Origin of the sequence: Coprothermobacter sp. (assembly GCA_013824685.1) — a bacterium.
GTDB lineage: Bacteria > Caldisericota > Caldisericia > Cryosericales > Cryosericaceae > Cryosericum.
This window is the reverse complement of sequence record PNOG01000020.1, coordinates 145,427-159,467: the sequence shown is the minus strand read 5'-3', so window position 1 is coordinate 159,467 and position 14,041 is coordinate 145,427. Positions and strand designations below refer to the sequence as shown.

The following is a 14,041-nucleotide window of genomic DNA, read 5'->3' as shown; positions in this document are numbered from 1 at the left end:
AGGTATACGAGAGAGGAGGCCGGAATCGTTCCCGGCCTCCTCACAGATGGAGCACAATCAGCTCTTTCAGGCTTGCTAGACGTAGATGTGTGGCATCACCAGGTCCGTTGCCACCTTGAGCGCCATTCGGTCCGTCATCGAGGCGACATAGTCCGTCACGATCCGTGCTGTGCCCTGAAGGTCTCCACGGAGCATGAAAACCGGATCATCTGACTCGCAGGTCGTGGGGTGTTCTCGCAAATAGGGTTCCATGTGCCTGACGTCCTGCATGCAGAAGTCGAAAATGCGGGACAGCAGGTCACGTGCTTTCCCTTCTTCGCGTTTTGGTTCCGAATGCATATACACCCTGTCTTTCAGGAAAAGCATGAGGCCATCCATGGCCTCCTGTATGGGTCGGCTCATGACGATCTCGCCTGCGGTGGAACTGGACCGGATGATGTCCAGCACCATCGTATCGAGGCGTTGCGAATAGAAGCTGCCCAGTGCCTCCTCCGTCATTGCCGGTACGTCCGTCACATCGATGATCCCAGCGTGTATGGCGTCATCAAGGTCATGGTTGACATAGGCGACTCTGTCACAGAGTCGCACGATCTGTCCCTCCAGAGTCTGTGGACTCTGCATGTCCTCGAGCTTGCTCATTTCTTCAAGCCCCTTGCTGTGAGAGGCAATGCCATTGCGGGTCTCATAGGTGAGATTGAGCCCAAAGAGCACGTCACCGTGCCCACGCTCACGACGCTCCAGCGTGTCGACCACCCGGAGGCTCTGCAATGCGTGCTCGAATCCCAATCCGGGGTCAATACTCTTCAGCTTCATGTCCAGGACTTCTTCTCCGGTGTGTCCGAATGGTGCATGACCAAGGTCGTGTCCCAGTGCAATCGCTTCGACGAGGTCCTCGTTGAGACCGAGAGCATCAGACACTGAACGCGACAGCTGCGCGACCTCGAGGGTATGCGTGAGCCGCGTGCGTATCTCATCATCCTTTGGCGCCATGAACACCTGTGTCTTGTACTGGAGCCTGCGGAACGCCCTCGAGTGAATGATGCGGTCGCGGTCTTTCTGGAACGGGGATCGGATGCCGTCGTCGCCCTCGGGCAAGACTCGTCCCTTGCTGGCAATGCCAAAGGCTGCTCCCTGAGAGAGCAGCCTTCCTTCCCTATCCCTGTAGTTCGTGATAGGTAGCATGTATGAGGATTCTGTGCTAGCTGGTGGCCGGCCTGTTCTTGATGACGGCCTGTGCAGCTGCAAGGCGCGCAACGGGTACTCGCGGTGCCGAGCAGGAAACGTAGTCGAGCCCGGAGGTGTGGCAGAAGTCGATCGAATCAGGCTCACCTCCCTGTTCCCCGCAGATACCGATTTCAATGCGGGGGTTCGTCTGGCGGCCAAGGACCACCGCGATGCGGATGAGCTTGCCCACGCCTTTCCGGTCGATGGTCTGGAATGGGTCGACGTCCAGGACCTTCGACTCGAGGTAGGTTGGCAGGAACGTGCCTGCGGCATCGTCACGGCTATAGGCATACGTCGTCTGGGTGAGGTCGTTGGTGCCGAAGCTGAAGAACTCGGCGTACTCGGCGATCTCGTCTGCGGTCAGGCATGCGCGTGGCACTTCAACCATGGTGCCGATCTTCACGGCAACCGTGATGCCCTCGCGCTCGAACACCTTGTCGAGCTCTTCCTGAACCAGCGGCTTGAGTACCTTGATCTCGTTGACGTGACCCACCAGGGGAAGCATGATCTCGGGCATCGGGTGCAATCCTCGCTTGACCAGTGTGGCGGTGGCCTCGGCGATTGCACGGACCTGCAGCTGGTAGATGTCGGGATACACGATTCCAACACGGCAGCCGCGGAACCCAATCATCGGGTTGAACTCCTTCAGCTCGTTGTACCGCTTCATGACCTTCTTCAGATAGGCGATGCGAGCTTCGTCGTGAGCCGTCTCTGCCTCGGCCATTTCCTCCGTGAGTCGGTCTATCTGGGGAAGGAACTCGTGGAGAGGCGGGTCCAGCAGGCGGATGATGACAGGGAAACCGTCCATGGCCTCAAGGATCTTCTCGAAGTCGTCGCGCTGCATCGGAAGCAGTTTCTCGAGGGCGGGGGTGCGCTCTTCGAGCGAACCCGCGATGACCATCTCTTGCATGAGGGGCAGACGCTCAGGATCGTTGAACATACGCTCCGTGCGACACAAGCCAATGCCCTCTGCACCAAAAGCGCGTGCCTTGTGGGCATTTGCGGGCGTGTCTGCATTGGCACGCACGCCGAGACGGCGGATGCCGTCTGCATAGCCAAGGAGGGTCGCAAGTTCGGCTGTCTGCTCGGCATCCACCATGGGGGCCTGACCAAGGATGACTTCGCCAGTGGTGCCGTTCACCGTGATGACGTCGCCTTCGTGGACGGTCACGCCATTAGCCACGAAGGTTTTCTCGGCGCTGTTGAGCTTTATCTGATCGGCGCCAACCACACACGGCTTGCCGAGACCACGCGCCACAAGTGCTGCATGCGCCGAGGCACCACCACGCGTCGTCAATGTCGCCTGAGCCTTGGAGATACCGTCGATGTCCTCGGGAGACGTGTCCTGACGAACAAGAATAACCTTCTCTCCTGCTTCTCCAAGCTCGGCGGCCTTCTTTGACTCGAAAATGACCTTTCCATACCCGGCACCTGGTGAAGCAGGAATTGCCCTGGCAATGACCTGAACCTTGGCCTGTGGGTCTACCTGTGGATGCAACAGGGTGTCGAGCTGGGTGGGAGTCACCCGCATCACGGCTTCTTCCTTTGTGAGGAGACCCTCGACGACCATGTCGACTGCGACCTTGACGGCTGCGACCGGGCTCCGTTTGGCATTGCGGGTCTGCAGCATGAACAGTGTGCCTCGTTCTACGGTGAACTCCATATCCTGCATGTCACGATAGTGTTTCTCCAGCAGCAGTGATACCTCGACGAGACGCTTGTATGTTTCGGGTATCTCTGTTTCCATCTGGTCGATATTCTTGGGCGTGCGAATGCCGGCAACGACGTCTTCACCCTGAGCGTTGACAAGATATTCGCCCGAAAAGCGCTTGGCTCCGGTGGAATTGTCACGGGTGAAACACACGCCCGTTGCCGAGTCGTTGCCCATGTTGCCGAAGACCATGGACTGGATTGTCACGGCTGTGCCGATGAGACCCGAAATCTTCTCGATTTTGCGGTAGGTGATGGCTCGCTCGGTATTCCATGAGCGGAAAACGGCGCCCACTGCCCCGAGCAACTGGTCCATTGGATCCTGCGGGAAGGGCTTGCCGGTCTTTTCCTGAACAAGGGCAAAGTACTTCTGGACGAGGGCCTTCAGGCCGTCGACGGAGAGGTCGGTATCCAGCGTGATACCCTGAAGCTGCTTCTGTTCTGCCAGTATGGCCTCGAAGCCGTTGTGCTCGATACCAAGCACGACGTTGCCATACATCTGAGTGAATCTACGGTAGGAGTCCCACGCAAAACGCGGATTCTCAGTCAGCATCGCAAGACCTTCCACGGTCTCGATGTTGAGTCCGAGGTTGAGGATGGTGTCCATCATGCCGGGCATCGAGACCGCCGCACCGGAGCGAACGGACACGAGCAGCGGGTTCTGCTCTGAGCCGAACTTCTTGCCAAGCTTGCCTTCGAGTCTGGCAAGGTGTTCTCTGATCTCATTCTTCAGAGTCTCAGGGATCTCGCCGACCTTGAGGTACTCGGGGCACATCTCCGTCGAGATCGTGAAACCGGGAGGTACGGGAAGCCCGATCTTCGTCATCTCTGCGAGGCCTGCTCCCTTTCCTCCGAGGATGGTCTTCATCTCTTTGCCGCCTTCTTCGAAATCGTAGACAAACTTCCGCTGGTCCATGGTTCCTCCTATCAGGCCTAGGTTAGCTTGGAATAGTCGCAAACAAGTCCAAGTATATACTTCAGGTAGCACAAAAGCAATAAGCGTGCGCTTCGCACGCGTTCGTCGGTGGCCATGACGAGGATGCGGTCGAAGAAAGTCGTGACAGGAATGGCGAGTTCCTCGCACGTCCGGATGGCCTCTGCATACTTCCGCACTGCTAGGAACTCAAGAATTCGCGGTGCGGCAGACTCGGCTGACTGTCTGAGCACAAGCTCCTCGGGATCCGTCAGAAGCAAGTCTGCAGGCAGGCTCGTCGCAGCAGGAAGCCCCTTGGTGATGTTCTGTATCCTGCGATGGCTGTCCGCAAGGGTCACGAGTACGGTGTCGCCGGCCGCTTCATGCAGTGCCTGCATGCGTTCGGGAATGGAACCCAGTTCGACGAGCGGGAGATATTCGAGTGGGGCGTATTCCCTGGTCAGCTGTTTCTCCTTGAAATACTGAGCAATGCGCCCTTTCAGATAGTCCAAGACTTTCTGCCCCAGGTCTTCAGGATGCGGCAGGGATCCAGTTGCCTGATACCCCTCCACTGCGTTGTTTGCCAGAGTCTCCAAGTCCACAGTCTCACCGGACTCGACGATTGTGCGGACGATGCCGTTGCCGGCACGCCGGAGGCCGTAGGGGTCTTCTGACCCGGAAGGGTTGAAGCCCGTGCCAAGGATGCCTGTAAGTGTGTCGACCTTGTCGATGACGCCGAGCAGTCGGCCGGCTCTGGTTGATGCAATGTCCTCGGAAGGAGAGCGAGGCACGTACTGTTCACGAATGGCGGACACAATATCTGGTGAACCGCCGGCACGCGAAAGATAGACGCTGCCGATTTCCCCCTGGAGCGACGTATACTCCTTCACCATGCTGGTAGCGAGATCGGCTTTGGAGAGGTGGGCTGCAGCGATGAGCGTTGCTCTCTCTTCCGGCGTCACCGAAGCGTACACGGTCGCGCAGGCCGCCAGTCGCTCGAGCCGAAGAGTCTTGGCGGCCATGGTGCCGAGGTTGTCCATGAAAATCAAGGTATCCAGCCGGCCCAGATGTGCTTCCAGAGGCTCACGCATGTCTTCCTGGATGAAGAAGGCTGCATCCAGAAGACGGGCATTGGCGACGCTTTCATTGCCTCGTCGCACGATGTCGATGAAATCGGTCAGGCCGTTGCGCACACTCAGGAAGTGTGGAATGACATTCCCATTCTGACCGTACACCAGGAAAGAATGCATCTGTTGCTGAAGCACAGAACGGACAACACTTTCGGGGAGTTCGGTAGCTATGCTTGGGAGGTCTCCCAGGAAAACGGACGGGTATTCGACGAGGTTCACGACCTCGTCCAGCAGATCGCCCATATTGTCTCCGAGCTTGAGGCCCAGAGGCTTCAACAGCTTGTCTGCCTGTTTTTCGATCAGGCGGCGGCGTTCGGCGGGGTCCACGATGACGAATGCTTCGCGCAGCCGTCGCATATAGTCTTCCGGCGACGTCACTGTTACTGGTTTCGGCTTGCCGACGCGGAGGCCGAACGTCGTGTTCGAACTCTGCACTCCGGCTACTTCCCAGTGAAGGACTTCGGCGCCAAGCAGCGCAAGCAATCCGCGAATAGGGCGCGCAAACTGGAACCCGGACTCCTCCCAGTGCATCATCTTGGGAAACGTGACTTCGTGAGGCAGGCGAAGGAGAAAGGCCTCGACGAGCTCTGAGGATTTCTGCCCAGCAACCGTCTTCCGGGCGTAGACGTAGGACTTGCCGGCGACGTCCACGGTGTAGGTGTCGGCGGGATCCACGCCCTGTCCCCTGCAGAAGCCGACCAGAGCCGGCGTGGGATTTCCCTGAGCGTCATAGCTCGACGCCTTCGCCGGTCCCTTTACTTCCATGGTTCGGGCGTCCGTCTGCTCCTTGACGTTCTGAACCAGGACGACAAGGCGCCGTGGGGTGGAAAAACCACGGACATCTCCATGTCCAATGAAGGACTCGTCGAGGTGTGTTGTGACATGTTCGACCAGTTGCGCCTGAGCGCTGTCCACGAAACGTGCCGGAAGTTCCTCAGTCAAGATCTCGATCAGCAGGTCACTCATGGTTTTCGTTCTCCAGGTAGAGGTTCGCGCAACCATACGCGAGACGGCGTACGCGGGCAAGGTAGGCCATACGCTGAGAAACCCCGACGGTGCCACGTGCGTCGAGGATGTTGAACGTATGTGAGCATTTGAGGAGATACTCGTAGGCAGGAGTAATGAGTCTCTTGTCGATCATGCGCTGGGACTCCTTTTCGCAGAGGTCGAACATCGTGACAAGCGCCTCGATGTCGGCTTGCTCAAAGGAGTAGATACTGTTCTCCCGCTCGACCTGTTGTCGCAGATCTCCATAGGTGACGCCTTCATGCCATTCCAGTTCGTAGACGTTCGCTTTCTCCTGAACGAACATAGCGAGCCGTTCGAGACCATACGTTATCTCGACGGCAACGACGGGCACTTCCTGGCCGCCTGCCTGCTGGAAGTACGTGAACTGCGTTACCTCCATGCCGTCGAGCCAGACTTCCCAGCCGACGCCCGCGGCCCCGAGAACTGGCGTCTCCCAGTTGTCCTCGACGAACCGGATGTCGTGCTCGGCCGGCTTGAGACCAAGCAGGTAAAGGCTTCGCAGGTATGTGTCCTGGATGTCGGTGGTGGAAGGCTTGACGATGACCTGCAACTGGTGATGCATGTAGAGACGGTTGGGGTTCTCGCCGTACCGACCGTCTGCCGGACGTCGTGATGGTTGTACGTAGACAGCTTTCCAGGGTTTGCGCCCCAGGACTCGCAGGAATGTGTACGGGCTCAGTGTCCCCGCCCCTACTTCCTGATCGTACGGGAACAGACGCGTGCAGCCTTCGTCTTCCCAGAAGCGCTCTAGTTTGGAAACCATTTCTTCAAAGTTCATGGCATGACTCCTTGGGTTCTTCTCTTGCGTCGATGTGAAACAGTGTAGCAGCGTTCTGCGCGAATCGCTCGAAGGCTTGTGTGATGGCCAGTCTGCTGGCAGCAGACCTCAGCAGTCGCAGCGTCAGTGCAATGCCCATGAGCGTACGGCGGCCGTCGATGCTGCCCTCTCCGGTCCGAAGAAAGCTGACGAGCTCGGGAGAGAGGACGACATCTGTTTCGGTTGTCGCGCAGGGGGAACAATGGAAGGCATTGTCTCTCATGGAGAAATGCACATTCTCGTCCAGCGCGGCTCCGCATCGTTCACAATGCAGAGAACTTACCCCGAAACCGAGTTCAGTGAGGACATCAAGGGTGAACTGTAGAAAGGCCGCGTCCTCCTCGGCTGCATTCGCCGCAATGTTGAGCCTCGACAGAGCCGTGACGTACGCGGCAAACAAGCCCGGTTCCTCCGAGGATGGCTCAAGAACGCATTCTGCCAGCTGGTTCATTGCCATGCCTTTCAGCGACCTCGACAACGACGATAAGACACCGGTGTAGACCACTCGTTCCTCCGAGCTGACGACAGTCAGGAAACGAGAGCGATCGTACAGACGGAGGTAGAGAAGTGAGAACGGCTCGAACGAAGTTGACCACTTTGCGCCCGGGATCGCAGTCCCTCGTGCAACAGCAGTCACTTTGCCCAGTTCTCTGGAGAAGAGCACCAGGCGTTTGTCCTTCTCTCCTACCCTTGAAGCATTGAGAATGGAGGCGAGCGTCCAGTGATAGACCATTGAGTGCTACTGCTGTGCCTCTGCAAGAATGGCGTCAGACGCAGAAACGCCGAGGCGGGTCGCGCCCGCGTTAAGCATAGCGATGGCAGTGTGAAGATCGCGGATACCTCCCGCGGCTTTTACGCCGAAGAGAGGTCCCACGACCTCGCGCATCAGCCTGACATCGTCTTCTGTAGCGCCTGCCTTGCTGAAGCCGGTGCTCGTCTTGACAAACCCTGCTCCGGCCGAGATGGCGATGGCACATCCCACCCGTTTCTCCTCGTCGGTAAGCAGGCATGCCTCGATAATAACCTTGACGAGAGCGTCTCCGGCCGATTCGACAACCGCTGCGATGTCTTGTGCAACTCCGCGGTAGTTTTTCTCTCTGAGCCACCCGATCTGGATGACCGTGTCGATCTCCGACGCTCCGTGCCGGATGGCCAACTCAGTCTCCCGGGCCTTGGCAGCCGACAGAGTTGCGCCAAGCGGAAAACCCACGACAGACGCCACGCGCACGTCAGACCCATTCAAGGCGGAAGAGGCGGTTTCAACCATTGACGAGTTGACACATACTGCAAACGTTCCGAGCTGTACTGCTTCGGCACACAGTCGCTCGATGTCGGCGCACGTTGCCTCGGGCCTGAGGAGAGTGTGATCCATGAAGCTTGCAAGCTCCTTCCTTGTAATCTGATTGGTATACATTGATTGCCTCCGAGTATTCGAATCCTCCACATTATCACGTTACTGCGCCAGAAATCAACGGTTTGCGGTGACCGAGCGCTTGACACCAATATGCTTTGCACTACAATTATTGGACGATTAGCAGTCTTGTACTGAGAGTGCTAACATCCAGAGAGTTTAAGGCTGAATGCAGCCTATATGGTGAGAATTGACCGGAGAGCCTACATATGATGAACCGAAGCAGGTGGTATGTGGCTGGTGAGGAGCGAGGCACAGGAAAGGATGACTCGGAACGTGTTCCGTCGGTCCTCGAGGTGCCCTTGGATTCAGCTCCCGACCATGAGGATGGAGACGGAGGGGAGGCATTGAGAACGCTTGGGTCCAGAATACGGGAGTTGCAGCACGAAGTGGAGCGTCTCAACAGCGCCGTTCATGAGGAGCAGATGCTGCGCATCCGCGAACAGGCGACGCTTCAGCGTGACAAGAGTTCCTTCGAAGCCAGAACCAAGTTGGGGCTGTTTCTTGATCTCCTTGCAGTCGTCGATAGTTTCGACCAGCTCGTGAAGCATGGTGAAGGGACTCAGGACGATTCGAGCCTCCTCGTAGGTTCTCAGGCTGTTCTCGGGCAGCTGAACCAGTTCCTCGCGAGGAATGGAGTCCACAGGTTGGAGGGGTTGGAGGGCAATCCGTATGATTCTGCTACCTCTGAGATTGCTCACGTCGTTGCCGACCCTGATGCTCCAGTCAATACCGTTGTGCGAGTTCTGCGTGATGGCTACAAGCTAGGGGAAATGCTGTTGCGGCCGGCGATGGTGGATGTTGCTTCAGCACCACAGGCAAGCGTTGAAAGTGATGATACTGGTGAAGACTGACCAGATGATTCTTTGGAAACACGATTCTAACTAAGGAGGTTTGTTGAATATGGAAGAGAAGATTATCGGTATAGATCTTGGAACTTCGAATTCTGCAGCAGCTGTTATGGTCGGCGGCAAACCGACGATCGTGCCGGCGGCGGAAGGTGTCAGCATTGGAGGCAAGGCTGTCCCGTCCTACGTTGCGTTTACCAAAGACGGGCAAGTGCTCGTTGGAGAGCCGGCGCGCCGTCAGGCAGCTCTGAACCCCGAGACGACGGTTCAGGCCATCAAGCGAAAGATGGGAACCGACTACACGGTCAGCATGTTCGGCAAGACCTACACGCCGCAGCAGATCAGCGGGTTCATCCTTCGCAAGATCAAGAATGATGCAGAAGCTTTCCTTGGGCAGAAAGTATCCAAGGCCGTCATTACCGTACCCGCATACTTCAATGACGCTCAGCGACAAGCGACCAAAGATGCAGGCGAAATCGCGGGGCTCGAGGTTGTCCGTCTGATCAATGAGCCGACGGCCGCCGCATTTGCCTATGGACTTGACAAGACGGAGGGCGAGCACAAGATCCTGGTCTTCGACTTTGGTGGCGGCACGCTGGACGTGACTATTATGGACTTCGGAGGAAACGTCTTTACGGTAGCTTCGACGTCGGGCGACACGCAGCTCGGCGGAACTGACATGGATAATGCTCTTCTGAACTACGTTGCCGAAGACTTTCACAGTCAGAATGGTATCGATTTGCGTGTCGACAAGATGGCCATGCAGCGCCTTCGTGAAGGCGTGGAAAGGGCCAAGGTCGAACTCTCGACGACCTTCGAGACGACGATCAACTTGCCCTTCATCACGGCAGACGCGAGCGGTCCGAAGCACTTGGTCATGCCCATTACGCGTGCCAAGCTCGAGTCTCTGGTCCAGCCCATCATCGACAGGTGCCGCGAGCCGGTTAACCGTGCTCTCGCTGACGCCGGTCTCACCCCGCAGCAGATCGACAAGATCATCCTTGTCGGTGGTCCGACCAGGATGCCAATTGTTCAGAAGTTCGTCGAGAGCTACTTTGGCAAGACTCCCGAGCGCGGCGTCGACCCCATGGAGTGCGTTGCCATGGGTGCTGCGATCCAGGGTGGAATCTTGGGCGGCGAAGTCAAGACCGGGATGGTCCTTGTTGATGTGACCCCCCTCACGCTCGGCATCGAGACGCTCGGTGGCGTTTTCACCGAGATGATCAAGCGCAATACTGCCGTGCCTATCTCCAAGACCCAGACGTTTACGACAGCGAGCGACAGTCAGACGCAAGTCGAGATCCATGTTCTGCAGGGCGAACGTCCGATGGCAAAAGACAACATGTCGCTGGGACGCTTCATCCTCGATGGAATTGCCCCCGCCCGCCGTGGCGAACCACAGATTGAGGTCAGCTATGATATCGACGCAAATGGTATCGTGCACGTTACTGCCAAGGACAAGGCGACTGGCAAGGAACAGCACATTACCATTGAGAATGCGACAAAACTGAAGGACGAAGAGATTGAGCGGATGAAGCGCGAGGCGGAACAGTTCGCTGATCAGGACAAGAAAGTCAAGGAAGAAGTCGAGCTCAAGAACCGCGCGGATCAGGTTGTGTTCAGTGGACGCAAGACGCTGACAGAGAACGCGGCCAAGATATCTCCCGATGTCAAGGCAGAGGCAGAGAAGAAGCTCACTGAACTAGAGGAACTGGTACGTGACAACAAGACCTCGGACATTGAAGCAAAAATCGACGAAGTGAACACCGCGTTCTCTAAGGTTACCGAGGACTTGCAGCGTCAGGCTGGCCAGCAGGGACCGGCGGCTGCTCAGCAGAATCAAGCTGAGGCTCAGCAGCCGCCGCAGGACGGAGAAACCGTCGAGGGTCAGGGGACTCCAAAGCAATAGGGACGGCGATTCAAGTCAAGCGCTAATTTCTGAGTGGAGGTCGACGTGGCGACTGATCGAGACTACTATGACGTTATGGGAGTACCCAGGGGGGCCTCCCAGGATGATATCAAGAAGGCCTATCGTGAACTGGTCAAGAAACATCATCCCGACCTCCACAAGGATGATCCCCAAGCACCCAGGCACATGTCGGACGTCAACGAGGCGTACGATACGCTGAGTGATCCTGCAAAGCGACAGCAGTATGATGCCTATGGCAAAGCCGGCCCCACCGCTTTCCCGGGTGCGGGCCAGGCCTGGGCTCCCCAAGGCGGTGGTAGTGGCCAGACGTTCGGGGGCTTTGACATTGGAGACCTCTTTGGCAGTTTCATGGGGGGGTTTGGTCGTCAGCAGAGCGAGGAGACGCCGCACGGACGGGACCTCAGCGTCAGCATGACTCTCACGTTGGAACAGGCTGTTTTCGGCGTCAAGCAAGAAATCCAGGTCAGGCGGTACGATACGTGTGCGACCTGCCACGGTACCGGAGCGGCCTCAGGTACGTCCCCCAAGGCGTGTTCCACCTGTAATGGCAGGGGCGAGGTCCGTCAGGTTCAAGACACCATCTTCGGGCGCGTCGTCACTGCGGGGGTCTGCCCCACATGCCGAGGCGAAGGCAAGGTCATCGAGTCGCCATGCCCGGCTTGCAAGGGTTCTGGCGTTACGAAGGCCGACAAGACCATAGAGGTGACGATTCCTGCAGGTGTCGACAGCGGCATGAAAGTACGTATCGCAGGACAAGGAGATGCTGGCAAGCATGGCGGCCAGACCGGCGACCTGTACCTCTTCATTACCGTCCAGCATGATTCCCGGTTTGAACGACAAGGGAGTTCCCTGTATCACACAGTCCGCGTGTCGCCTGCCAAGGCAGTGCTCGGGACAACTATCACGGTTCCTCTCGTGGAAGGTGGAACGGAGACCGTGACGATAGCGGCTGGAAGTCAGCATGGTGCCGAGGTACGGATTCGTGGCAAAGGAGCTCAGGCGGTCGGAGAACGGCGTCGGGGGGACTACATCGTTCGTATCGAGATAGGTGTGCCCAAGACACTCACGGCTGAGCAACGGAAGCTCTACAAGCAGCTAGCCGATATCGAGAAGTAGTCACGTTGAAACGTATGCAAAATGGGCCAGGACTCTGCCGGCCCGTTTGTTCGTTGCCGGCCCGGAATTCGCTCATTGCACAGGCGGGGAGTGGCGTGTATACTTGTCATGGGCAGTGCTGAGCAGGCGTGGACAGGCTGGTGGAGACGAGCGTGAGAGATCCAGAAACAACGATGTGGGAGACATAGGCGGTGTCAGCGAAACGGATGAGGGATGCAGTCGGTGACTGTCCGGCTACTCGATGCCTCGAGGCTGCTCTTGTTTCTCACAGGCTGGCACATGCATACCTTCTCGTGGGCAGAGATGAGGACGCCAAGCTTGCGTTGGCGGCAGCTCTTGCCAAGGCGGGCAACTGCCGGGGTGACCATGGTCCGGGGGAATTCTGTGACGCGTGCCCGTCGTGCCGACAGGTGGACGCAGGGGGTTCGGCAAACACCAGGATTTTTGGAGACTCAGGCATCCTCAGGATAGATACCGTCGACCAGTTTATCTCGTATGCGTCGATCAAGACCGCGTCGGGCTGCCTCAAGGTGAGCGTTTTCCGTGGAGTAGACTTCTTCACCGATGTTGCAGCAGACCGGGTTCTCAAGACCATCGAAGAACCGGTCCCGGGCAACGTCTTCCTGCTGCTCTCTCAGAACAGCAGGCGCGTCTTGCCCACGATTCGATCGCGGGTCCAGATCATGAAGGTCGAGCGGAGTAATCAGGCGATCGCGGATCTTCAGGATGCGGCATCTGCAACTGGCGGGGAAGCCTGCCTTGAAGTCCTGCTGGAATTTGCCAAGGCAAACGTGAGCCTCTCGGAGACCGTCGGCCGCCTCCTCAGGATGGACACATTGAATAGTCTCCGGGACAACGCGACGGTCGGTTTGCAGACGCTTGCACTGTTCATGAACAGCGTTCTGCGGGCGAGGGGAAAGGTTCCTCCTCCGGCAGGCATCTCTCTCTCTACTGAACCTGAACTGGCCCGTGTGAACTTCGTGCTGGACGAATCCAGGGTTGGGCTCTTTCTGGACCATCTGGGGGAGCGCCTGAAGCACATAGAACAGAACGTGAACCCTGAACTTGTTCTGACAAACGCCCTACTGGAGCTGAGGAGAATGACCACTCATGAATGATCCCACCAATATGTTGTCGGCGAGTTGCTCCTCGGTACGCTATCTGAGCGCTCGCTCAGCCAAGTCGTACCAGACATACATGGTCGAAGTCAGCGATAGTGTTGTGCTGCTCCCTGGCGAAGGGGTCCTTGCAATTGGCAGTGACAAGGAGCTGACGCACGTCATCATTGGCTATCCAAGGCACGACGCATCAGGAAAAAAGCGTGTGGCGGGCGACCTCAAGTACGTTCGCAAGCTTGCCCCGACCGACGTCGAGCGTCTTGAGGAGAACCAGCGAAAACAGGACGCAGCAGTGATTCTGTGCAAGGAGCAGGTGCGGGCGATCAGACTCCCTATCCACCTCGTAAACTGTGAACTCTCATTTTCGGGAAAACAGTATGTGTTCTATTTCACGGCCGAGGCCCGCGTCGACTTCCGCACCCTCGTGTCCACTCTGTCCCGGTCGCTGAAGGCCAAGGTGCAGATGTGGCAGATCGGTTCTCGCGATGAAACCCGTTTCTTTGCGACGGTAGGCATGTGTGGGCGCGAGCTATGCTGCAACTGTTTCCTCAAGGAGATCAAGCCGGTCAGCCTCAAGTGTGCCCGGGTGCAGAACCTGAGCTTGAACCCCAACAAGATAACGGGCGTCTGTGGCAAACTGATGTGCTGCCTCAGATACGAGACCTACGAGTACGCCGATGCGTCAGGGCTTGACGTCAAGAAGAAGCCCAAGGAAGGAGCCACGCAGTAGTGCACGTGGCTCGAATGTCGGAGGATTGCACGGGGCAATCAGGACGGCTGTTGCCGTTACGACGC

Annotated in this window: 11 protein-coding genes; 5 read left to right on the top strand and 6 right to left on the bottom strand. The window is 57.6% G+C overall.

Translation table 11 applies throughout. From position 1 onward, the window contains the following. Positions 1-75 precede the first annotated feature (75 nt). The 6 genes from C0398_06795 to deoC are packed head-to-tail and all read right to left on the bottom strand — an operon-like array spanning position 76 to position 8,237. The gene (locus tag C0398_06795) at positions 76-1,182 is read right to left on the bottom strand and encodes a deoxyguanosinetriphosphate triphosphohydrolase (protein MBA4365688.1); all 1,107 of its coding nucleotides are present in this window, start codon (positions 1,180-1,182) and stop codon (positions 76-78) included. A 16-nt stretch (positions 1,183-1,198) separates the two neighbouring features. Further along, positions 1,199-3,850: a pyruvate, phosphate dikinase gene (locus C0398_06790; protein ID MBA4365687.1), complete on the bottom strand. Its 2,652-nt coding sequence runs from the start codon at positions 3,848-3,850 to the stop codon at positions 1,199-1,201. Positions 3,851-3,867: 17 nt separating this feature from the next. Continuing rightward, positions 3,868-5,979 carry a glycine--tRNA ligase subunit beta gene (locus C0398_06785; protein MBA4365686.1) on the bottom strand — a complete coding sequence of 704 codons (2,112 nt, stop codon included), beginning with the start codon at positions 5,977-5,979 and terminating at the stop codon, positions 3,868-3,870. Continuing rightward, positions 5,936-6,784, bottom strand: coding sequence for a glycine--tRNA ligase subunit alpha (locus tag C0398_06780; GenBank protein MBA4365685.1), 849 nt, complete (start codon positions 6,782-6,784; stop codon positions 5,936-5,938). Before C0398_06780 ends, C0398_06785 begins: the two co-directional genes overlap by 44 nt. Continuing rightward, positions 6,774-7,556: a DNA repair protein RecO gene (recO, locus tag C0398_06775; protein ID MBA4365684.1), complete on the bottom strand. Its 783-nt coding sequence runs from the start codon at positions 7,554-7,556 to the stop codon at positions 6,774-6,776. Before recO ends, C0398_06780 begins: the two co-directional genes overlap by 11 nt. Before the next feature lie 6 nt (positions 7,557-7,562). Next, positions 7,563-8,237, bottom strand: a complete 675-nt coding sequence (gene deoC / locus C0398_06770; protein MBA4365683.1) for a deoxyribose-phosphate aldolase — start codon at positions 8,235-8,237, stop codon at positions 7,563-7,565. A gap of 206 nt (positions 8,238-8,443) precedes the next feature. On the opposite strand from deoC, the gene grpE reads away from it, so the two are divergent. From grpE to C0398_06745, 5 genes are all read left to right on the top strand, one after another. Further along, on the top strand, positions 8,444-9,088 hold the full coding sequence (gene grpE / locus C0398_06765) for a nucleotide exchange factor GrpE (protein ID MBA4365682.1): 645 nt from the start codon (positions 8,444-8,446) through the stop codon (positions 9,086-9,088). Between the two features lie 49 nt (positions 9,089-9,137). Next, a complete protein-coding gene (locus C0398_06760; GenBank protein ID MBA4365681.1) occupies positions 9,138-10,991 on the top strand; it encodes a molecular chaperone DnaK in 1,854 nt (617 codons plus the stop codon). Between the two features lie 45 nt (positions 10,992-11,036). Next, positions 11,037-12,128: a molecular chaperone DnaJ gene (dnaJ, locus tag C0398_06755; GenBank protein ID MBA4365680.1), complete on the top strand. Its 1,092-nt coding sequence runs from the start codon at positions 11,037-11,039 to the stop codon at positions 12,126-12,128. Positions 12,129-12,334: 206 nt separating this feature from the next. Beyond that, positions 12,335-13,246 (top strand): hypothetical protein, encoded by a 912-nt coding sequence (locus C0398_06750; protein ID MBA4365679.1) that lies wholly within the window; start codon positions 12,335-12,337, stop codon positions 13,244-13,246. Next, the gene (locus C0398_06745; GenBank protein MBA4365678.1) at positions 13,239-13,976 is read left to right on the top strand and encodes a stage 0 sporulation protein; all 738 of its coding nucleotides are present in this window, start codon (positions 13,239-13,241) and stop codon (positions 13,974-13,976) included. Before C0398_06750 ends, C0398_06745 begins: the two co-directional genes overlap by 8 nt. Positions 13,977-14,041 lie beyond the last annotated feature (65 nt).

Excerpts from the sequence above, each read along its gene's own strand:
- C0398_06785 (MBA4365686.1), bottom strand. The coding sequence starts at position 5,979 with ATGGTTGCGCGAACCTCTACCTGGAGAACGAAAACCATGAGTGACCTG.
- C0398_06790 (MBA4365687.1), bottom strand. The coding sequence starts at position 3,850 with ATGGACCAGCGGAAGTTTGTCTACGATTTCGAAGAAGGCGGCAAAGAG.
- recO (MBA4365684.1), bottom strand. The coding sequence starts at position 7,556 with ATGGTCTATCACTGGACGCTCGCCTCCATTCTCAATGCTTCAAGGGTA.
- grpE (MBA4365682.1), top strand. The coding sequence starts at position 8,444 with ATGATGAACCGAAGCAGGTGGTATGTGGCTGGTGAGGAGCGAGGCACA.
- C0398_06795 (MBA4365688.1), bottom strand. The coding sequence starts at position 1,182 with ATGCTACCTATCACGAACTACAGGGATAGGGAAGGAAGGCTGCTCTCT.
- C0398_06750 (MBA4365679.1), top strand. The coding sequence starts at position 12,335 with ATGAGGGATGCAGTCGGTGACTGTCCGGCTACTCGATGCCTCGAGGCT.
- deoC (MBA4365683.1), bottom strand. The coding sequence starts at position 8,237 with ATGTATACCAATCAGATTACAAGGAAGGAGCTTGCAAGCTTCATGGAT.
- C0398_06745 (MBA4365678.1), top strand. The coding sequence starts at position 13,239 with ATGAATGATCCCACCAATATGTTGTCGGCGAGTTGCTCCTCGGTACGC.
- C0398_06780 (MBA4365685.1), bottom strand. The coding sequence starts at position 6,784 with ATGAACTTTGAAGAAATGGTTTCCAAACTAGAGCGCTTCTGGGAAGAC.
- C0398_06760 (MBA4365681.1), top strand. The coding sequence starts at position 9,138 with ATGGAAGAGAAGATTATCGGTATAGATCTTGGAACTTCGAATTCTGCA.